Below are 20,660 nucleotides of genomic sequence, written 5' to 3'. Positions count from 1 at the left end.
CCTGAGGGCACCGAGATGGTGATGCCTGGCGACAACATCGCCATGGAAGTGCACCTGATCGTGCCGATCGCGATGGAGGAGAAGCTGCGCTTCGCCATCCGCGAAGGCGGCAGGACCGTCGGCGCCGGCGTCGTCGCCAGCATCATCGCCTGATCGACAGCGCGCCATCGCGTTCGGAAGGGGCGGCGGAAACGCCGCCCTTTCTTTTTGCTCACAGCCTTGTCGACATCGGTTCTTTTTCGACTTGAAATGCGCGGCGGGTTGGGGCAAAGCACTGCGCGACTACAGGGGTGTAGCTCAGTTGGTAGAGTACCGGTCTCCAAAACCGGGTGTCGCAGGTTCGAGCCCTGCCGCCCCTGCCAGTCTCGCGATCGTACTGCGATGACGCAGAACATCTACGACGACGAGACTTTTTCCAAGGTTACAGCCAGTTCCACGCTCGATCCACGGTCTTGACGGTGCGCCCGAGTGGGATGCGCTGCGCCGCCTCCTGCCGGAACTGCGCCGACATGGCCGGTCGGGCCCTATCTTGACGAAGGGCCGCGCCGGACGAACTGGCCGGCCGAGGGCATCATCAAGCAGCATAGAACGATCGGAACCTATCTCCAGTTGCTGCTGACGGCCGGATTCATCCTGACCCATCTCGAGGAATGGGGGGGCGGTCCGGATCAGGTCGGCGAACATCCGGAGTGGGCGAGGGAGCGCGAACGTCCGCCCTTCCTGCTGATCGCCTGCCGCAAGCCCGCAGCGCCCCGAGGTTGACGAGAGCGCTCGGATCAAAAGCGCTTGGCTAACGTGCCGGAGCGTTGTAAGAGGCCTCATGACGGCGCGCGGCTCCCTGAGCCCCGCGCCGCGAATCTTTCAGGACGTCCGAATCGGGCGCGGCCCGAAACCGAGGTGACCACTCAATGGCGAAGTCCAACCCCTTCCAGTTCCTGCAGGAGGTGCGCTCGGAGGCCGCGAAGGTTACCTGGCCGTCGCGGCGCGAGACACTGATCACCACCGGCCTCGTCTTGGCCATGGTCGTGGCTGCGAGCCTGTTCTTCCTCTTTACCGATACGATCATTCGCTGGTCGCTCGGTTTCATCCTTGGCGCACGCTGAGCGGAGTTTTGACGTGAGCACCCGCTGGTACATCGTCCACGCCTATTCCAACTTCGAGAACAAGGTCGCGCAGTCGATCCGCGATCAGGCGGCGCAGCGCAATCTCGCCGACAAGTTCGACGAGGTGCTGGTCCCGACCGAGAAGGTCGTCGAGGTTCGTCGTGGCCGCAAGGTGGACGCCGAGCGCAAGTTCTTCCCGGGCTACGTCCTGGTGAAGTGCGAGATGACCGACGAGGTCTATCACCTGATCAAGAACACGCCGAAGGTCACCGGCTTCCTGGGGGCCGACAAGGCCAAGCCCATGCCGATCCCCGAGCATGAGGCGATGCGGATCAAGGGCCAGGTCGCCGAGGGCATCGAACGCCCGAAGCCGACGGTGGTCTTCGAGGTCGGCGAGCAGGTCAAGGTTGCCGACGGCCCCTTCGCCTCGTTCAACGGTGTCGTCGAAGACGTCGATCACGCACGCGCCCGCCTCAAGGTCGCGGTCTCGATCTTCGGCCGCGCCACGCCGGTCGAGCTCGAATACGGCCAGGTCGAGAAGATCTGATCGCGCTCTTGCACGAGGGCCGCATTTTTCTGCGGCAGCTTGTTGGTTAAGGCACTTTTAAGCGATGCTGACGCAAGGTCCGCGCCGAAAATCCGGCGCGGGCTTGCATGTTTCCGAAGAGCTTCAAGGCAACTGTCGGTCAGCGTCTTGCCGTCTGGGGCGCGCTGCTTGGTCTTGTTGCGCTTCTCCTTGCCGCCGCCGATGTCGTCAGCTCGATCCGCCTKACGCAATTCTCGCGGGATCTGGTGGCGTATGCTGGCGCGGGTGATGCGCTCGCCCAGGCCGATTCCGCCTATCAGCGGCTGAACGCCTCGCTTCTGTCCGATAGCGGGCCGCCCGCGGAGAAAGCCGATATCGAAGTGGTGGCGCGGAGCGTCGCCGATATCGCCATGCGCCTTCACGGCTCCGTCCATGCGCGCGCCCAGGAGGCTGTCGATCTTCTCGGAGAGCTGTCGGGGCAGGTCGGATCGGACCATATCGGAGCGCGCGAATCGCTGAAGCGGCTCGCCGCGAAGCGCAACGAACTGCGCGTCGCCTTGAACGAGGGCATGACCGAGGTCAGCGGTCGGCTGGCTCTGCATGTCGACAACGCCCGGCAGAACAAGCTGCTGCTGTCGCTGCTCGGCATGTTCCTGGTCGTTCTCGTCATCGCGCTGGAATATCGCTGGCTGGTGCGGCCGATCACCGGGATGGCGCGCGCCCTGGGCTCGGTCGAGCGGGACCGGGCCTGGATCGGCAAGCTGGCGATCCGGCGCGATGAGATCGGCATGCTGGCGCGGGCGCTGCTGGCCCATCTGCGCGGCGAGCAGGCCCAGCAGGAGGCGGCCAAACAGCGTCTCGAGGTGCTGTCGCACGAGGTCGAGCGGCGTGACCGTCTCCAATTGCAGGGGCAGGCCTTCCAGCAGCGCATCGCTTCGATTGCAACGGTGCTGGAGCAACATGCGGCGCGCATGTCGGGCGCGTCGGGCGAGCTCGCACGCTTTTCGGGCTCCGTGGACGAGCGAGCGGCCGCCGCAGCCGGCTCGACGCAGCGGGCCTCGACCCATGTCGATGATGTCTCGCGCTCGCTGATCGATATCTCGCGCCTGTTGACGACGACGGCTGGCGAGGCACAGCGGACGACCGAGGTTGCGACCGCCGCCAAGGTGCTGGTCGAGGAGGCCACGGCCGATACGGTGGTGCTATGCGAGGCGGTTGGGGCAATTTCGGAGATCATCAAGATCATCGGTACGGTCGCGAACCAGACCAATCTGCTCGCACTCAACGCCACGATCGAGGCGGCCCGGGCCGGAGAGAGCGGCCGCGGCTTCGCCGTGGTTGCAGCCGAGGTCAAGCAGCTGGCAAACCGCTCCGCCGAAGCGACCTATCAGGTCCGGAGCGGGCTCGATTCGATCAATGTCGCGGCTCAGCGCATCACCATGCGGGTCGGTGCGCTGGTCACCTCGGTCAACCAGGTGGAGCGCGCTGCCGATTCGATCGCCGATCTGGCGCGCAAGCAGGATGCGAGCTCTCGCTCGATCAGCGAGAGCACAAGCAAGACCGCCGGCGATGTCCGCCTCGTGGCTGATCAGGTCGAACAGGTCGCCGGCATGGTCGAGGACTGGCGTCGGACTGCCGAGACGGTCACGCACGCGTCTGCCGATCTCGGCCGCCAGGCTGCCGAACTCCGTCAGACCGTCGATGGCTTCATGTCTGAGACCCAACGGATGCGCGCATGACCATGTCGATATCGCCGTCCCGGGAGGGGCTTGTGTTGGGCGCCGCCGCGCATCGCGCGGGGCAACGCAGCTTCCCGTTCCTGGCAAAGCTGCTGCACTGGGCCACCGCGGTGCTGGTCCTCGTGCTCTTCTGCTCCGGTGTCTTGATGAAGCAGATCGGCGATGGGCCGATGGCGGACACGCTCTACGCCTTGCATAAGACGACCGGTGCGGGGCTGTTCGGGCTCGTGCTCTTCCGCATGGCCTACAGGGTGCTGGCGCGCCTGACCGGACACTGGCGGGAAGGGGGCGGAGACAGGGCGGTCCACGGCGTGCTCTATGCCGCGCTGATCATCGTGCCGATGCTCGGCTGGGCCGGCGTGTCCGATTTTGGTGCGCGGGAACTCGCCCTTGGCCTGACGCTGCCGGCGATCTGGCCGGAAGGGGCCGGCTATTCCGAGCCACTGTTCAAAAGCCATGCCTGGCTTGCCTTCGTCCTGATGGGGCTGGTCGTCTTGCACATCGGCATTGCGCTCGGCGACTATGTCCAGCGGGGTGCGGGGCGCCCTTCAAGGGCGGCCGCGAAGATGCCGCAGCGCGAAAGCTCTTCCCCTTCGTTCACGAGTATGCCATAGGCCGCGCCTCACATGCGTGGAAGGCGTGCCGGTTTGCCAACCGGAAGTCCTCGCCGCACCACGCTCTGCAACCACCCCGGCCCGGGACGCTTTTTGTCCGGGAGGGGTCGTCGTCGTTCCGGTAGGCACCGGTTCGGACGGCAGGAGCAGCCATCATGGCAAAGAAGATCACGGGCTACGTGAAGCTTCAGGTTCCGGCGGGCGCGGCCAATCCGTCGCCGCCGATCGGTCCGGCGCTGGGTCAGCGCGGCCTCAACATCATGGAATTCTGCAAGGCCTTCAATGCGAAGACCGCGCAGATGGAAAAGGGCATGCCGATCCCGGTGATCATCACCGCGTATCWGGATCGCTCCTTCACCTTCGAGATGAAGCAGCCGCCGGTTTCGTACTTCCTCAAGAAGGCGGCCGGCCTGACCTCGGGTTCGAAGACCCCGGGTCGCGGCGGCAATGTCGGCAAGGTCACCTCGGCGCAGCTCAAGGAGATCGCCGAGAAGAAGATGGCCGATCTGAACTGCGATAACGTCGAATCGGCCGTGGCCATGATCCGGGGTTCTGCCCGGTCCATGGGCCTGGAAGTCGTGGGCTGAGGGGAACGGATCAATGGCACACGTCGGAAAACGCGTCGTCAAGGCCCGTGAGGGCATCGACCGCACCAAGCTCTACCCGCTCACCGAAGCCGTTGCCCTGATCAAGGGCCGCGCCACCGCCAAGTTCGACGAGACCGTCGAAGTTGCGATGAATCTCGGTGTCGATCCGCGTCACGCCGACCAGATGGTCCGTGGCGTCTGCAACCTGCCGAACGGCTCGGGCCGCGTCCTGCGCGTCGCCGTGTTCGCTCGTGGCGCCAAGGCCGAGGAGGCCAAGAAGGCCGGGGCCGACGTCGTTGGCGCCGAGGAGCTGGTCGACATCGTCTCGAAGGGMACGATCGACTTCGATCGCTGCATCGCGACCCCGGACATGATGCCGCTCGTCGGCCGCCTCGGTAAGGTGCTCGGCCCGCGCGGCCTGATGCCGAACCCGAAGGTCGGGACGGTGACCATGGACGTGACCAGCGCGGTTGCAGCCTCCAAGGGTGGCTCGGTCGAGTTCCGCGTCGAGAAGGCCGGCATCGTGCATGCTGCCGTCGGCAAGGTCTCGTTCACGGCTGAGAAGCTCGAAGAGAACATCCGTGCCTTCGCGGATTCGGTTGCCAAGGCGAAGCCCGCCGGCGCCAAGGGCACCTATGTCCAGCGCGTCGCGATCTCCTCGACCATGGGTCCGGGCGTCAAGATCGAGCCGAACACGGTTCTGGGCGGCTGATAGGCTTCCATGCGGCCGGCTTCGCGCCGGCCGCAAGCTCGTCTTGATCTCGCGGGATCAAGACACCACTTGGCAGAAGCGAGGGAAGTCGCTATGACATCCCGATGTTTCCATAAGTGATCAGGGCTTCCGCGTGCTTTGCACGAGGAGGTCCGTTTCGCGTTTTTCGACGGTTTACCGTCGAAGAATGGGTTTTTCGGGCGTGCGGAGCGATCTTCGCGCCGGAATCACCCAGTCCTGTCTGAGACTGCAGGTGCGCTTCGGGTTCGCCCGAGGGCATAATTTCGCCAAGAGGCCTGCATAGACGGTGCAAGAGCTTACCCGAGGTCGAGAGACCTCGAGACGGTTCGAACCATCTCGCCCGACCGTGGCTGATGCCGGGGAAGGGGACAGGGCACTGAGCGTCGCGCATGTGACCGGCCGGTGTCAATCGGCCTAGCCTGCGCGACAAGTGCAACTGGCGGCAAGGTTTCGTCTTGCCGCCTACCGGAGAGAGCCCAGTGGAAAGAGCGGCAAAGAATGATGCCGTCGCGACACTGAACGGCGTGTTCGCAAACACGTCGGTCGTTGTCGTGGCCCACTATGCGGGCTTGACGGTGGCACAGTTCCAGAAGCTTCGTCGTGAGATGAAGGCCAATGGCGCCACTGTGAAGGTCGCAAAGAACCGGCTGGCCAAGATCGCTCTTGAAGGCACCGACGTCGCGTCCATCAGCCCCCTGCTGAAGGGCCCCACCCTGATCGCTTATTCCAGCGATCCGGTCGCGGCGCCGAAGGTCGCCGTCGCTTTCGCCAAGGACAATGACAAGCTTGTCATCCTCGGTGGCGCGATGGGCAAGACCTCCCTGAACCCCGATGGTGTCAAGGCCCTGGCCACGATGCCCTCGCTCGACGAACTGCGCGCCAAGTTGCTCGGCCTTCTCCAGGCCCCGGCAACCAAGATCGCCCAGCTCTCGACCGCGCCTGCTGCAAAGCTCGCTCGCGTGTTTCAGGCATATGCCGACAAGGATGCGGCCTGAGGCCGTCTGCCAACCTGATCAACGTTCGAACCTCTTTATCGTAGGAACATACCATGGCTGATCTTGCTAAGCTCGTTGACGAGCTGTCCTCCCTGACCGTCCTCGAGGCCRCTGACCTCGCCAAGCTTCTCGAAGAGAAGTGGGGCGTTTCTGCCGCTGCCGCCGTCGCCGTTGCGGCTGGCCCGGCCGGTGGCGCTCCGGCTGCCGCTGTTGAAGAGCAGACCGAGTTCACTGTCGTTCTCGCCGCCGCCGGCGACAAGAAGATCGAAGTGATCAAGGAAGTCCGCGCCATCACCGGTCTCGGCCTGAAGGAAGCCAAGGATCTGGTGGAAGCCGCTCCGAAGCCGCTCAAGGAAGGCGTGACCAAGGACGAGGCCGAGAAGCTCAAGAAGCAGCTCGAGGCCGTCGGCGCCAAGGTCGAGCTCAAGTGAGCAGGGCCGGCTGATGCCGGTCCGACCCTAGTCGTACACGACAGTCCCGGGGCGGTCTTCCGCCTCCGGGGCTGTTGCGTCGTTTCCGGCAAGCGGAATGCGGCGCAAGGAATGCAAGAGGCTTTCCGGGGCACGAGCCCCATCGGGAAGGCCAGTTCAGTTGATGTCGGCGCGCCGAAGCGCCGAACGGCTCCCCCGGCGGCCTGTGGCTGCCAAGACTGGTCCGTGAGCGGGCCGCCGGGTGAGCCGTCCGAGAGAGATCGCGAGGAACAACATGGTCAATTCGCTCCAGGGCCGCAGACGCGTCCGCAAGTTCTTCGGAAAACTCAAGGAAGTCGCGCAGATGCCGAACCTCATCGAGGTTCAGAAGGCGTCTTACGACCAGTTCCTGATGGTGGACGAGCCCAAGGGCGGCCGCTCCGACGAGGGCTTGCAGTCCGTCTTCAAGTCGGTGTTCCCGATCGGCGATTTCGCTGGCGCTTCGCTGCTTGAATTCGTGAAATACACCTTCGAGCCGCCGAAATACGACGTCGACGAATGCCGTCAGCGCGGCATGACCTTCTCGGCCCCGCTCAAGGTGACGCTGCGCCTGATCGTGTTCGATATCGATCCCGACACCCAGGCGAAGTCGGTCAAGGACATCAAGGAGCAGGATGTCTACATGGGCGACATGCCGCTCATGACGGATAACGGCACCTTCATCGTCAACGGCACCGAGCGCGTCATCGTCTCGCAGATGCACCGYTCGCCGGGCGTGTTCTTCGAWCACGACAAGGGCAAGACCCATTCGTCGGGCAAGCTGCTCTTTGCCGCGCGCATCATCCCCTATCGCGGCTCCTGGCTGGACATCGAGTTCGACGCCAAGGACATCGTCTACGCGCGTATCGACCGGAAGCGTAAGATCCCGGTGACGTCGCTGCTGTTCGCCCTCGGCATGGACGGCGAGGAGATCCTCAGCCGCTTCTACAACCACATCGCCTACGCCAAGGATAAGCAGGGCTGGCGCGTTCCCTATGACGCCGAGCGCATGAAGGGCTTCAAGGCGACGGTCGACATGATCGACGCCGACACCGGCGAGGTCGTGGTCGAGGCCGGCAAGAAGCTGGTCGCCCGTACCGCCCGCCAGCTCGCCGAGAAGGGCCTGAAGTTCCTGCGCGCCACCGACGAGGATCTCTACGGCCAGTACATTGCCGAGGATCTGGTCAATCCGGCGACCGGCGAGGTCTTCGCCGAGGCGGGCGAGGAGATCAGCGAGAAGCTGCTCAAGCTCCTGACCGATGAAGGTTTCGACGAGATCCCGGTGCTGGATATCGACCACATCACGGTCGGTCCCTACATCCGCAACACGCTCAACGTGGACAAGAACTCGCGCCGCGAGGAAGCGCTGTTCGACATCTACCGCGTGATGCGTCCCGGCGAGCCGCCGACGCTCGAGACCGCCGAGAACATGTTCCAGTCGCTGTTCTTCGACTCGGAGCGCTACGACCTTTCGGCCGTCGGTCGCGTGAAGATGAACATGCGTCTCGATCTCGACGCCGAGGACACCGTGCGCATCCTGCGCAAGGAGGACATCTTCGCGGTCGTCAAGGCGCTGGTCGACCTGCGCGACGGCAAGGGCGAGATCGACGACATCGACCATCTCGGCAACCGCCGTGTGCGCTCGGTCGGCGAGCTCATGGAGAACCAGTACCGCCTGGGCCTGCTGCGCATGGAGCGCGCCATCAAGGAGCGCATGTCGTCGGTCGATATCGACACGGTGATGCCGCAGGACCTGATCAACGCCAAGCCGGCGGCTGCCGCCGTGCGCGAGTTCTTCGGCTCGTCGCAGCTCTCGCAGTTCATGGACCAGACGAACCCGCTTTCGGAAGTCACTCACAAGCGCCGTCTTTCGGCGCTTGGCCCAGGTGGTCTGACCCGCGAGCGCGCCGGCTTCGAGGTGCGCGACGTGCACCCGACCCATTACGGCCGCATCTGCCCGATCGAAACGCCGGAAGGTCCGAATATCGGACTGATCAACTCGCTCGCCACCTTCGCGCGGGTGAACAAGTACGGCTTCATCGAGAGCCCCTACCGCCGCATCCGCGACGGCCAGCTCACCGACGAGATCATCTATCTCTCGGCGATGGAGGAGGCGAAGTACAACGTCGCCCAGGCGAACGCCGCGACCGATGCGAGCGGCCGTCTGACCGACGACCTGATCGTTTGCCGCCGCGCCGGTGAAGTCATCGTCACGCCGGTCGACAAGGTCGACTTCATGGACGTGTCCCCGAAGCAGCTCGTTTCGGTCGCCGCCGCGCTGATCCCGTTCCTTGAGAACGACGACGCCAACCGCGCGCTGATGGGCTCGAACATGCAGCGCCAGGCGGTGCCGCTGGTTCGTGCCGACGCGCCCTTCGTCGGCACCGGCATGGAAGCGGTCGTCGCCCGTGACTCGGGTGCCGCCATCGCTGCCCGGCGCGCCGGCGTCGTCGACCAGGTCGACGCGACGCGTATCGTTATCCGCGCCTCCGACGAGATGGACCCGACCAAGCCGGGCGTCGACATCTACCGTCTGCAGAAGTTCCAGCGCTCGAACCAGTCGACCTGCATCACGCAGCGTCCGCTGGTGCGCGTCGGCGACATGATCAAGAAGGGCGACATCGTCGCCGACGGCCCGTCGACGGAGCTCGGCGAACTGGCTCTCGGCCRSAACRTGCTCGTCGCGTTCATGCCSTGGAACGGCTACAACTTCGARGACTCGATCCTGCTCTCGGAGAAGATCGTCTCGGAAGACATCTTCACCTCGATCCATATCGAGGAATTCGAGGTCATGGCCCGCGATACGAAGCTGGGCCCTGAGGAAATCACGCGCGACATTCCGAACGTTTCGGAAGAGGCGCTGAAGAACCTCGACGAAGCCGGCATCGTCTATATCGGCGCGGAAGTCGCTGCGGGCGACATCCTGGTCGGCAAGATCACGCCGAAGGGCGAAAGCCCGATGACGCCGGAAGAGAAGCTTCTGCGCGCCATCTTCGGCGAGAAGGCTTCGGATGTCCGCGACACCTCGCTGCGTGTTCCGCCGGGCGTGCAGGGCACCATCGTCGAAGTGCGCGTGTTCAATCGCCACGGCGTCGACAAGGACGAGCGCGCCCAGGCGATCGAGCGCGAGGAGATCGAGCGTCTTGCCAAGGACCGCGACGACGAGCAGGCGATCCTGGACCGCAACACCTTTGCGCGTCTGGCCGAGATCCTGACCGGCAAGACCGGCCTTGCTGGTCCGAAGGGCTTCAAGAAGGACACGGTCATCACCCGCGAGGGAATGAGCGAGTTCCCGCGTTCGCAGTGGTGGTTGTTCGCCGTCGGCGACGACGCCCTGATGACCGAAATCGAGGCGATGCGGAAGCAGTACGACGAGTCGAAGAAGCGCCTCGAGCAGCGCTTCCTCGACAAGGTCGAGAAGCTGCAGCGCGGCGACGAACTGCCTCCGGGCGTGATGAAGATGGTCAAGGTCTTCGTCGCCGTGAAGCGCAAGATCCAGCCGGGCGACAAGATGGCCGGCCGTCACGGAAACAAGGGCGTCGTCTCGCGCATCGTTCCCGCCGAGGACATGCCCTTCCTCGAGGACGGAACCCATGCCGACATCGTGCTGAACCCGCTCGGCGTGCCGAGCCGCATGAATGTCGGTCAGATCCTGGAGACCCATCTGGGCTGGGCCGCTGCCGGTCTCGGCAAGCAGATCGCCAAGGCCATCGACGTCTACAAGAAGGCGCATGACGGCAAGGCTCTGCGGGCAAGCTTCGAGGCCGTGTATGGCGACAACGAGATCGTTGCGTCGATGGACGATGCGGAGCTGGTCGAGATGGGCCAGAACCTGCGCCGCGGCGTTCCGATCGCGACCCCGGTCTTCAACGGCGCCAAGGAGTCGGACATCGAGCATCTGCTCGAGCAGGCGGGGCTCAACAAGTCCGGTCAGGTCACGCTCTATGACGGACGGACCGGCGAGCCCTTCGATCGTAAGGTCACGGTCGGCTACATCTACATGCTGAAGCTGCACCACCTGGTCGACGACAAGATCCACGCGCGTTCGATCGGCCCGTACTCGCTCGTTACCCAGCAGCCGCTGGGCGGCAAGGCGCAGTTCGGCGGTCAGCGCTTCGGCGAAATGGAGGTCTGGGCGCTCGAAGCCTACGGCGCCGCCTACACCCTTCAGGAAATGCTGACGGTGAAGTCGGACGACGTGGCGGGCCGCACCAAGGTCTACGAGTCGATCGTGCGCGGCGAGGACAATTTCGAGGCGGGCATCCCCGAGAGCTTCAACGTTCTCGTCAAGGAAATGCGCTCGCTCGGCCTCAATGTCGAATTGATCAGCAACAAGCAGAAGCCGGGCGAATTGCCGCCGGCCGAAGCTGCCGAATAAGGGGGCGGGCCCAAACGGGCCGCCTCGAGACGAACACAGCATGCCGGCGACACTCACGCCGCCGGCTTATTCGCATGATGGCCGGGCAGGGCGGTTCACTCCCCCGCCGGCGGCAGGAGACAGGCGATGAAGCAAGAGGTCATGAACCTTTTCGGCCAGCAGCCGACACAGCAGGCGTTCGACGCGATCAAGATTTCGATCGCGAGCCCGGAAAAGATCCTGTCGTGGTCCTATGGCGAGATCAAGAAGCCCGAGACCATCAACTACCGTACCTTCAAGCCCGAGCGCGACGGCCTGTTTTGCGCCCGCATCTTTGGGCCGATCAAGGACTACGAGTGCTTGTGCGGCAAGTACAAGCGCATGAAGTTCAAGGGCGTGATCTGCGAGAAGTGCGGCGTCGAAGTGACGCTCGCACGCGTCCGACGCGAGCGCATGGGCCATATCGAACTCGCCGCTCCGGTTGCCCATATCTGGTTCCTGAAGTCGCTGCCGTCGCGCATCGGCCTGCTGATGGACATGCCGCTCAAGGAGCTCGAGCGGGTGCTCTATTTCGAGTCGTATGTCGTCATCGAGCCGGGCCTGACGCCCCTCAAGGACCGTCAGCTCCTGTCCGAGGAGGAGTATGTCCGCTGCCAGGAAGAGTATGGCGCTGACACCTTCACGGCGATGATCGGCGCGGAAGCCATCCGCGAGATGCTGCGCGCGCTCGATCTCGACAAGATCAACATGGATCTGAAGCACGAGATCGCGACGACGACCTCGGAGCTGAAGCCCAAGAAGCTGATGAAGCGCCTCAAGATCATCGAGGCGTTCCAGGAATCCGGCAACAAGCCGGAATGGATGGTGATGACCATCGTTCCGGTGATCCCGCCCGATCTGCGTCCGCTGGTGCCGCTGGATGGCGGCCGCTTCGCGACCTCGGATCTGAACGATCTCTATCGCCGCGTCATCAACCGCAATAACCGCTTGAAGCGCCTGATCGAGCTGCGTGCGCCGGACATCATCATCCGCAACGAGAAGCGGATGCTGCAGGAATCGGTCGACGCATTGTTCGACAACGGCCGCCGCGGCCGCGTCATCACGGGTGCCAACAAGCGCCCGCTGAAGTCGCTCGCCGACATGCTGAAGGGCAAGCAGGGCCGCTTCCGGCAGAACCTGCTGGGCAAGCGCGTCGACTATTCCGGCCGTTCGGTCATCGTCGTCGGCCCGGAGATGAAGCTGCACCAGTGCGGCCTGCCGAAGAAGATGGCGCTCGAGCTGTTCAAGCCGTTCATCTATGCGCGTCTCGATGCGAAGGGCTACTCGACCACGGTCAAGCAGGCCAAGAAGCTGGTCGAGAAGGAGAAGCCGGAAGTCTGGGATATCCTGGACGAGGTCATCCGCGAGCATCCGGTGCTGCTGAACCGCGCTCCGACGCTGCACCGTCTCGGCATCCAGGCCTTCGAGCCGGTGCTGATCGAAGGCAAGGCGATCCAGCTTCACCCGCTGGTCTGCGCCGCGTTCAACGCCGACTTCGACGGCGACCAGATGGCCGTGCACGTCCCGCTGTCGCTCGAGGCGCAGCTGGAAGCGCGCGTGCTGATGATGTCGACCAACAACATCCTGCACCCGGCGAACGGCCAGCCGATCATCGTGCCGTCGCAGGATATCGTGCTCGGCCTGTATTACCTCTCGATCATCTCGGATGGCGAGCCGGGCCAGGGCAAGATCTTCGGCGATTTCGGCGAACTCGAATATGCGCTGCACGAGAAGGTCGTGACGCTGCATTCGAAGATCAAATATCGCTGGACCGGCGTCGGCCAGGACGGCAAGTCCTACACCAAGATCTACGACACCACGCCCGGCCGCGTGATCCTCTCGACCGCGCTGCCTGAGCACCCGGCCGTGACCTTCGACGTCGTCAATCGCCTGATGACGAAGAAGGAGATCTCCGGAATGATCGACGCCGTCTATCGCGGCTGCGGTCAGAAGGAATCGGTCATCTTCTGCGATCGCGTCATGGGCCTCGGCTTCAAGCACGCCTTCAAGGCCGGCATCTCCTTCGGCAAGGACGACATGGTCGTGCCGGAGAACAAGTGGGAGATCGTCGACACCACCCGTGCGCTCGCCAAGGACTACGAGCAGCAGTACCAGGACGGCCTGATCACTCAGGGCGAGAAGTACAACAAGGTCGTCGACGCCTGGGCGAAGTGCTCCGACAAGCTCGCCCAGGAGATGATGGCGCGCATCTCGACCGTTAAGAAGGACGAGAACGGCCGCGATAAGCCGATCAACTCGATCTACATGATGAGCCACTCGGGTGCCCGTGGTTCGCCGGCCCAGATGCGCCAGCTCGCCGCCATGCGCGGCCTGATGGCCAAGCCGTCCGGCGAGATCATCGAGAGCCCGATCATCTCGAACTTCAAGGAAGGCCTGGACGTGCTCGAGTACTTCAACTCGACGCACGGTGCCCGTAAGGGTCTGGCCGATACCGCGCTCAAGACGGCAAACTCGGGTTATCTCACCCGCCGTCTCGTCGACGTGGCGCAGGATGCCATCATCTCCGAGGTCGATTGCGGCTCGGATAACGGCATCAAGATGCGCGCCATCATCGATGCCGGTCAGGTCGTGGCTTCGCTCGGCATCCGCATCCTCGGCCGCTCTGCGGCGGAAGATGTCACGGATATCGATGGCAACGTCCTCGTGCCGAAGGGTACGATGATCGAGGAAAGCCATATCGAGAAGATCAACGCCGCCGGCGTCCAGGAGGTGAAGATCCGTTCGGTTCTCACCTGCGAGACCAAGAACGGCGTCTGCGCCACCTGCTACGGGCGCGATCTTGCCCGCGGCACGCCCGTCAACATGGGTGAGGCGGTCGGCGTCATCGCGGCACAATCGATCGGCGAGCCGGGCACGCAGCTCACCATGCGTACCTTCCACATCGGCGGCGCGGCGACGATCGCGGACCAGTCGTTCATCGAGTCCAATTTCGAGGGCACGGTGAAGATCCGCAACCGCAATGCGGCGCGCAACTCGGATGGTGACCTGATCGCCATGGCGCGCAACATCGCCATCGTGATCGTCGGTCCGGACGGCGCCGAGCGCGCGGTGCACCGTGTCCAGTTCGGCTCGAAGATGCGGGTCGACGAAGGCGACAAGGTCAAGCGCGGCCAGCGCCTGGCGGAGTGGGATCCCTATTCCCGCCCGATCCTGGCCGAGGTGGACGGCTCTGTCGGCTACGAGGATCTCGTGGACGGCATGTCGATCACCGAGACGACGGACGAGGCGACCGGCATCAGCAAGCGCGTCGTCATCGACTGGCGTGGGTCGGCCCGGACGTCGGATCTGCGTCCGGCGATCACGGTGCACGGCCCTGACGGCAAGGTTGCGAAGCTCGCCCGCGGTGGCGAAGCCCGCTACATCCTGCCCGTCGACGGCATCATCTCGATGGAGCCGGGCCAGATGACCAAGGCAGGCGACGTGCTCGCCCGTGTCTCGACCGACTCGGCCAAGACCCGTGACATCACCGGCGGTCTGCCGCGGGTGGCGGAACTGTTCGAGGCACGTCGTCCGAAGGATGCGGCGATCATCGCCGAGAAGGCCGGTGTCATCGGCTTCGGCAAGGACTACAAGAACAAGCGCCGGGTCACGTTGACCCCGCATGACGGCTCGGACGGGCTCGAGTACCTGATCCCGAAGGGCAAGCACATCCATCTCCAGGACGGCGACGTCGTCGAGATGGGCGACTACATCCTGGACGGCAATCCGGCACCGCACGACATCCTGGCGATCAAGGGCGTCGAAGAGCTCGCGGCTTATCTCGTCAACGAGATCCAGGAGGTCTATCGCCTCCAGGGCGTGGGCATCAACGACAAGCACATCGAGGTCATCGTCCGGCAGATGCTGCAAAAGATCGAGATCACCGAGTCCGGTGATACCGACATCATCACCGGCGACCAGATCGATCGGATCGAACTGGAGGAGATCAACGCCAAGATGCGCGAAGAGGGCAAGAAGCCGGCCAGCGGCGTTCCGGTCCTGCTCGGCATCACCAAGGCGAGCTTGCAGACGCGCTCCTTCATCTCGGCGGCGTCGTTCCAGGAGACCACCCGCGTCCTCACCGAGGCGGCGGTCAACGGCAAGTACGATACCCTCGAAGGCCTCAAGGAGAACGTCATCGTCGGCTCGCTCATCCCGGCCGGCACGGGCGCCCAGGTTGCCCGGATCAAGCAGGTGGCGCTGCGCCGCGACGATCTGATCGTCGGCCAGAAGGCGGATGCGGCGGCCAAGGCTGCAGCTGCTGCGGCCGTGCTTCCGGCAGCCGAATAAGGCGCTGCTGAACACGACTTGCGAAAGGGCCGCCTTCGGGCGGCCCTTTTTGTTTGGCGCAGGCTCTCCGGCCTGTTCATGGCAGCCTCAGCGACGAAAGGAGAATTTCGCCTCCGCGACCAGCTGTGATCTAACATGTTAATCAGTTGGGAGTTCGTCGATGGACGGTCAGCGCTTTGTCAGTGCGGTGGAGGCGGTCTATGCGGCCGCGGCCACGCCGTCGCTTTGGCCCGCCGCTCTGCAGACCATTGCCGATTGCTTCGACGATGTCGGCGCCGTGATGATCTACCAGCGGGACGATGGCAGCTACGGGATCATTGTCTCGCCGAGCCTCGCCGAGGGGCAGAAGGAGTATGACCGGGACGAATGGTGGCGGCACGATGTGCGCTTCGCCCGCTCGCGCGAGAGGGGATACCTGACCCGGACCGATGCGATCACCGAACGTCACATCGCAACGTCCGAGGAACTCGAAACCCTGCCGTTCTACAGCCAGTTCCTCAAGCGCCAGGGGCTGAAATGGTTCGCAGGCGTCAGCATCTCGCCGGACCCCCATGTCGCTGTTGCGCTCTCGGTCCAGCGCGCCGACAGCAAGCCGGCCTTCGTCGAGGAGGAGCTCGCAGCACTCAGCCAGTTGGGGCGGCATGTCGAGAATGCGCTCAGGCTCGGCATCCGCCTGATTACCGCGGAAGCGACACAGCAGTCAYTGGCCGACGTGCTAGCGCGGCTGAGCGTCGGGGTGTTCCTGCTCGACGCAGCCGGTCATGTGATTTTCGCAAACCCCGTCGCGGAGCAGTTATGCGGTGATGCGTTGCTGATCTCGCAAGGTCGACTGGCGGCGCGCTCCGTCCTGCAGCAGGAGGCCTTGTCCGAAGCGATCGCACGAGCGGGCGCGGCGAGTGCCGATACCTTGACGGCGGTGCCGCGGCCGCTGCTGATCCCCGGACTGGATCGAGACGGGACGCTTGCCGTGCATGTCCTGCCGGTCTGCACACCCACTGCCACGGGCGTAGAGCGCATGCTCTCAGAGACCAGTGTGATTGCCGTCGTGACCAGCGCGCAGCCAGGCGAGCCCGCCGATCCGGCGCTCGTGCGCGACCTGTTCGGCCTCACATTGGCCGAGGCCCGGATCGCTGCGCTCGTCGGCGCAGGACTTGCCCCTCGCAACGCGTCCCAGGCCCTGGGAATCTCGGAGGAGACGGCGCGGACCACGCTCAAGCGCGTCTTCGCCAAGGTGGGCGTTTCCCGCCAGAGCGAGCTATCCGCCCTGCTGGCCAGACTGGTGCTGCGCTAGCCCCGTTCGGCTGATGAGATCATACTGCGGCAATCGCACCCGAAGATCACCGCTCCCAAATGGGAGTTGCCTGGACCGCAACCCGTCGACGCATGATTGGTTGGGAAGAGGGGAGTGGCTATGGTGGTGTTGCGCGGCGCTTCGCTCTACCTTGCCCTGACGGCATTGGTGATCTTCACCCTCAGCCGCCTGCCGACCTCCGGGGGGCCATGACGGCCGAGCCGGCCCTCAGCAGGGTGGTGGTTAACGCTTTCGCTGCGAATGCGAATTCGGGGTTGACGCGAATCTCCACCTGAGTCATAAGCGCGCCACTGTCGACGGTTGTCGGACACGTTTGTCGCTTGCCTCTGCTGCGAGCGAATTTCGCGACCGAAACGCCGTCGTAAATTCCTGCGTCGATTGACGACATGGCAAGACGCATGAATGCGGACGAGTTCCGTGTTCCTCTGCATGGCGAGCGCGCCTGAGGCCCCCGAGGGGAGCCGACGGCGCGGCTTCGTTTATGTCATGGCTTTGACCGGTTCGGGGAGCGACCGAAAAGAATTCCAACCGCTCAGTGGAGCGAGAGGCCAGAATGCCGACAATCAGCCAGCTGATCCGCAAGCCGCGCTCGCCCGTCAAGGCGCGCAACACCGCTCCGGCGCTTGAGTCCTGCCCGCAGAAGCGTGGCGTTTGCACCCGCGTCTATACGACCACTCCGAAGAAGCCGAACTCGGCGCTTCGTAAGGTTGCCAAGGTGCGTTTGACCAACGGCTTCGAGGTCATTGGCTACATCCCGGGTGAAGGTCACAACCTTCAGGAACACTCCGTGGTGATGATCCGCGGCGGTCGCGTCAAGGACTTGCCCGGCGTGCGCTACCACATCCTGCGCGGTGTGCTCGATACGCAGGGCGTCAAGAACCGCAAGCAACGCCGTTCGAAGTACGGCGCCAAGCGTCCTAAGTGATTTTCTGCCCGACCGCCGAGGCTTGATGCTGAGGCGGTTCGCAGCTTTTGAGATTTGACCGGAGACTAGACGATGTCCCGCCGCCATAGCGCCGAAAAACGCGAAGTTATCCCGGACCCGAAGTTCGGTGATATCGTGGTCACGAAGTTCATGAACTCCGTGATGTACGAAGGTAAGAAGTCGACCGCAGAGCGGATCGTCTACGGCGCTTTCGACATCATCGAAGGCAAGACGAAGAGCGACCCGCTTTCCGTCTTCAAGAGCGCGCTCGAGAACGTCGCCCCGGCGATCGAGGTTCGCTCGCGTCGTGTCGGTGGCGCGACCTACCAGGTTCCGGTCGAGGTTCGCACCGAGCGCCGTCAGGCGCTGGCGATCCGCTGGCTGATCTCGGCTGCTCGCGGCCGTAACGACAAGACCATGGTTGAGCGTCTCTCGGCCGAGCTGATGGACGCGGCGAACAACCGCGGCAACGCGGTGAAGAAGCGTGAAGACACGCACCGGATGGCGGAAGCCAACCGCGCCTTCTCGCATTACCGCTGGTAATCCGCGGCACCCGACGAAAGACAGAGCACTCTCATGCCCCGTTCCCATCCCATCGATCGGTACCGCAACTTCGGTATCATGGCGCATATCGACGCCGGCAAGACGACGACGACCGAGCGTATCCTGTTCTATACCGGCAAGTCGCATAAGATCGGCGAAGTCCATGATGGCGCGGCCACCATGGACTGGATGACGCAGGAGCAGGAGCGTGGCATCACGATCACCTCCGCCGCGACGACCTGCCTGTGGCGCGACCATCGCCTGAACATCATCGACACCCCTGGCCACGTCGACTTCACCATTGAAGTCGAGCGTTCGCTGCGCGTGCTCGATGGTGCCGTCTGCGTGCTCGACGGCAACCAGGGCGTCGAGCCCCAGACTGAGACCGTCTGGCGCCAGGCCGACAAGTACGACGTTCCGCGCGTCGTCTTCGTCAACAAGATGGACAAGATCGGCGCCGATTTCTATCGCTGCGTCCAGGACATCATTGACCGCGTCGCCGGCAAGCCGGTCTGCCTGCAGATCCCGATCGGTTCGGAGGCGGAATTCGCCGGCGTCATCGACCTGGTGAAGATGAAGGCGATCGTCTGGAACGGCGAAGCGCTGGGCGCCTCCTTCGAAGAGAAGGAGATTCCTGCCGATCTCGTCGACAAGGCTGCCGAGTATCGTGGCAAGCTGGTCGAAGCCGCCGTCGAGATGGACGATGCGGCGATGGAAGCCTATCTCGAAGGCACCGAGCCGTCTGCCGACACGCTGCGCCAGCTGGTCCGCACCGCGGTCCAGCGTCGCGCCTTCCACCCCGTGCTCTGCGGCTCGTCCTTCAAGAACAAGGGCGTTCAGCCCCTGCTCGACGCGGTCGTCGATTACCTGCCGTCGCCGGTCGATCGTGGCGACATCAAGGGCATCGATTTCAAGACCGAAGAAGAGACCGTTCGTCATCCGCGCGACGAAGATCCCTTCTCAATGCTCGCCTTCAAGATCATGGACGACCCCTTCGTCGGCACGATCACCTTCTGCCGCGTCTACTCGGGCAAGATCGAGACCGGCGCCGGCGTGATCAACTCGACGCGCGACAAGAAGGAACGTGTCGGTCGCATGCTGCTGATGCACGCGAACAACCGTGAAGACATCAAGGAGGCTTTTGCCGGCGACATCGTCGCCCTGGCCGGCCTCAAGGATGTCCGTACCGGCGACACGCTGTGCGACCCGACCCATGCGGTCATCCTGGAGCGGATGGAGTTCCCCGAGCCGGTCATCAYGATCGCGATCGAGCCGAAGTCCAAGGCCGACCAGGAGAAGCTGGGCCTGGCCCTGTCGAAGCTCGCGAACGAGGATCCGTCCTTCCGCGTCTCGACCGATCAGGAGAGCGGCCAGACCATCCTGAAGGGCATGGGCGAACTGCATCTCGACATCAAGGTCGACATCCTGAAGCGCACCTACAAGGTCGACGCCAATATCGGCGCGCCTCAGGTTGCCTATCGCGAGACGCTGACCAAGAAGGCCGAGGTCGACTACACCCACAAGAAGCAGACCGGTGGTACGGGCCAGTTCGCCCGCGTCAAGCTGGTCATCGAGCCGAACGAGACCGGCAAGGGCTTCGAGTTCGAGTCGAAGGTCGTCGGYGGCTCGGTGCCGAAGGAATACATCCCCGGCGTCGAAAAGGGCCTGAACTCGGTTATCGGTTCGGGCGTGCTCGCCGGCTTCCCGGTGGTGGACGTCAAGGTGACGTTGATCGACGGTGCCTTCCACGAAGTCGACTCGTCGGCCCTGGCCTTCGAAATCGCCTCGCGGGCTGCACTTCGCGAAGGTCTGCAGAAGGGCGGTTCCGTGCTGCTCGAGCCGATCATGAAGGTCGAAGTCGTGACCCCGGAAGACTATACCGGTTCGGTCATCGGCGATCTGAACTCGCGTCGTGGCCAGATTCAGGGCCAGGACATGCGCGGCAACGCCGTCGTCGTCAACGCGATGGTGCCGCTGGCGAACATGTTCGGCTATGTCAACCAGCTGCGCTCGTTCAGCCAGGGACGCGCCAACTACACGATGCAGTTCGACCACTACGAGCAGGTTCCTTCGGCGGTCGCCGCCGAGGTTCAGGCCAAGTACGCCTGATCCACCCATTCGACTGAACATTTGAACAAGATCTGACGGAGGCTACGATGGCCAAAGAGAAGTTTGCGCGGACGAAGCCGCACTGCAATATCGGAACGATTGGTCACGTTGACCATGGCAAGACGTCTTTGACGGCTGCGATCACGAAGGTTCTGGCTGAGTCGGGCGGCGCGTCGTTCACGGCGTATGACCAGATCGACAAGGCGCCTGAGGAGAAGGCTCGCGGCATCACGATCTCGACGGCTCACGTCGAGTACGAGACTGCGAACCGTCACTATGCGCATGTCGACTGCCCCGGCCACGCCGACTACGTGAAGAACATGATCACGGGTGCGGCGC

17 protein-coding genes and 1 tRNA gene are annotated in these 20,660 nt (G+C 63.8%); all 18 read left to right on the top strand.

What is annotated here, in order from left to right:
- Positions 1-153: EF-Tu C-terminal domain-related protein (locus AC1DRP_RS22210; RefSeq protein ID WP_465248481.1), on the top strand; the 153-nt coding region annotated here is incomplete at its 5' end.
- 133 nt (positions 154-286) lie between these two features.
- Positions 287-362 (top strand) — tRNA-Trp (locus AC1DRP_RS22205).
- 106 nt (positions 363-468) lie between these two features.
- Positions 469-762: a hypothetical protein gene (locus AC1DRP_RS22200; RefSeq protein WP_441508655.1), complete on the top strand. Its 294-nt coding sequence runs from the start codon at positions 469-471 to the stop codon at positions 760-762.
- A gap of 146 nt (positions 763-908) precedes the next feature.
- A complete protein-coding gene (secE, locus tag AC1DRP_RS22195) occupies positions 909-1,103 on the top strand; it encodes a preprotein translocase subunit SecE (protein WP_043237138.1) in 195 nt (64 codons plus the stop codon).
- A gap of 13 nt (positions 1,104-1,116) precedes the next feature.
- On the top strand, positions 1,117-1,650 hold the full coding sequence (gene nusG / locus AC1DRP_RS22190; RefSeq protein WP_043237137.1) for a transcription termination/antitermination protein NusG: 534 nt from the start codon (positions 1,117-1,119) through the stop codon (positions 1,648-1,650).
- Between the two features lie 107 nt (positions 1,651-1,757).
- Complete coding sequence (locus tag AC1DRP_RS22185; protein WP_441508634.1) at positions 1,758-3,368, top strand: methyl-accepting chemotaxis protein; 1,611 nt, start codon at positions 1,758-1,760, stop codon at positions 3,366-3,368.
- Entirely contained in the window at positions 3,365-3,982 is a 618-nt protein-coding gene (locus AC1DRP_RS22180; RefSeq protein WP_441508633.1) for a cytochrome b, read from the top strand. The genes AC1DRP_RS22185 and AC1DRP_RS22180 overlap by 4 nt, the downstream gene beginning before the upstream one ends.
- A 155-nt stretch (positions 3,983-4,137) precedes the next feature.
- Positions 4,138-4,569: a 50S ribosomal protein L11 gene (rplK, locus tag AC1DRP_RS22175; RefSeq protein WP_476769555.1), complete on the top strand. Its 432-nt coding sequence runs from the start codon at positions 4,138-4,140 to the stop codon at positions 4,567-4,569.
- 13 nt (positions 4,570-4,582) lie between these two features.
- Complete coding sequence (gene rplA / locus AC1DRP_RS22170) at positions 4,583-5,281, top strand: 50S ribosomal protein L1 (protein WP_043237132.1); 699 nt, start codon at positions 4,583-4,585, stop codon at positions 5,279-5,281.
- Between the two features lie 500 nt (positions 5,282-5,781).
- Positions 5,782-6,297, top strand: a complete 516-nt coding sequence (rplJ, locus tag AC1DRP_RS22165; RefSeq protein ID WP_043237131.1) for a 50S ribosomal protein L10 — start codon at positions 5,782-5,784, stop codon at positions 6,295-6,297.
- Between the two features lie 53 nt (positions 6,298-6,350).
- Positions 6,351-6,728, top strand: coding sequence for a 50S ribosomal protein L7/L12 (rplL, locus tag AC1DRP_RS22160; RefSeq protein WP_476769554.1), 378 nt, complete (start codon positions 6,351-6,353; stop codon positions 6,726-6,728).
- Positions 6,729-7,002: 274 nt separating this feature from the next.
- The gene (gene rpoB, locus AC1DRP_RS22155; protein WP_476769553.1) at positions 7,003-11,124 is read left to right on the top strand and encodes a DNA-directed RNA polymerase subunit beta; all 4,122 of its coding nucleotides are present in this window, start codon (positions 7,003-7,005) and stop codon (positions 11,122-11,124) included.
- 126 nt (positions 11,125-11,250) lie between these two features.
- Complete coding sequence (rpoC, locus tag AC1DRP_RS22150) at positions 11,251-15,432, top strand: DNA-directed RNA polymerase subunit beta' (protein WP_069880160.1); 4,182 nt, start codon at positions 11,251-11,253, stop codon at positions 15,430-15,432.
- A gap of 160 nt (positions 15,433-15,592) precedes the next feature.
- Positions 15,593-16,723, top strand: a complete 1,131-nt coding sequence (locus tag AC1DRP_RS22145) for a helix-turn-helix transcriptional regulator (protein WP_476769552.1) — start codon at positions 15,593-15,595, stop codon at positions 16,721-16,723.
- Positions 16,724-17,297: 574 nt separating this feature from the next.
- A complete protein-coding gene (gene rpsL / locus AC1DRP_RS22140) occupies positions 17,298-17,669 on the top strand; it encodes a 30S ribosomal protein S12 (protein ID WP_038358286.1) in 372 nt (123 codons plus the stop codon).
- 72 nt (positions 17,670-17,741) lie between these two features.
- Positions 17,742-18,212 (top strand): 30S ribosomal protein S7, encoded by a 471-nt coding sequence (rpsG, locus tag AC1DRP_RS22135; RefSeq protein WP_043237120.1) that lies wholly within the window; start codon positions 17,742-17,744, stop codon positions 18,210-18,212.
- A gap of 33 nt (positions 18,213-18,245) precedes the next feature.
- On the top strand, positions 18,246-20,321 hold the full coding sequence (gene fusA / locus AC1DRP_RS22130) for an elongation factor G (protein WP_476769551.1): 2,076 nt from the start codon (positions 18,246-18,248) through the stop codon (positions 20,319-20,321).
- 47 nt (positions 20,322-20,368) lie between these two features.
- Positions 20,369-20,660, top strand: a 292-nt coding sequence (locus AC1DRP_RS22125) for a GTP-binding protein (RefSeq protein ID WP_476769550.1), incomplete at its 3' end; no start/stop codon positions are given.

The organism is Allobosea sp. 01N443 (genome assembly GCF_056399325.1).
Note: the sequence above shows the minus strand (reverse complement) of the source record. Positions and strands in the feature narration are given on the sequence as shown.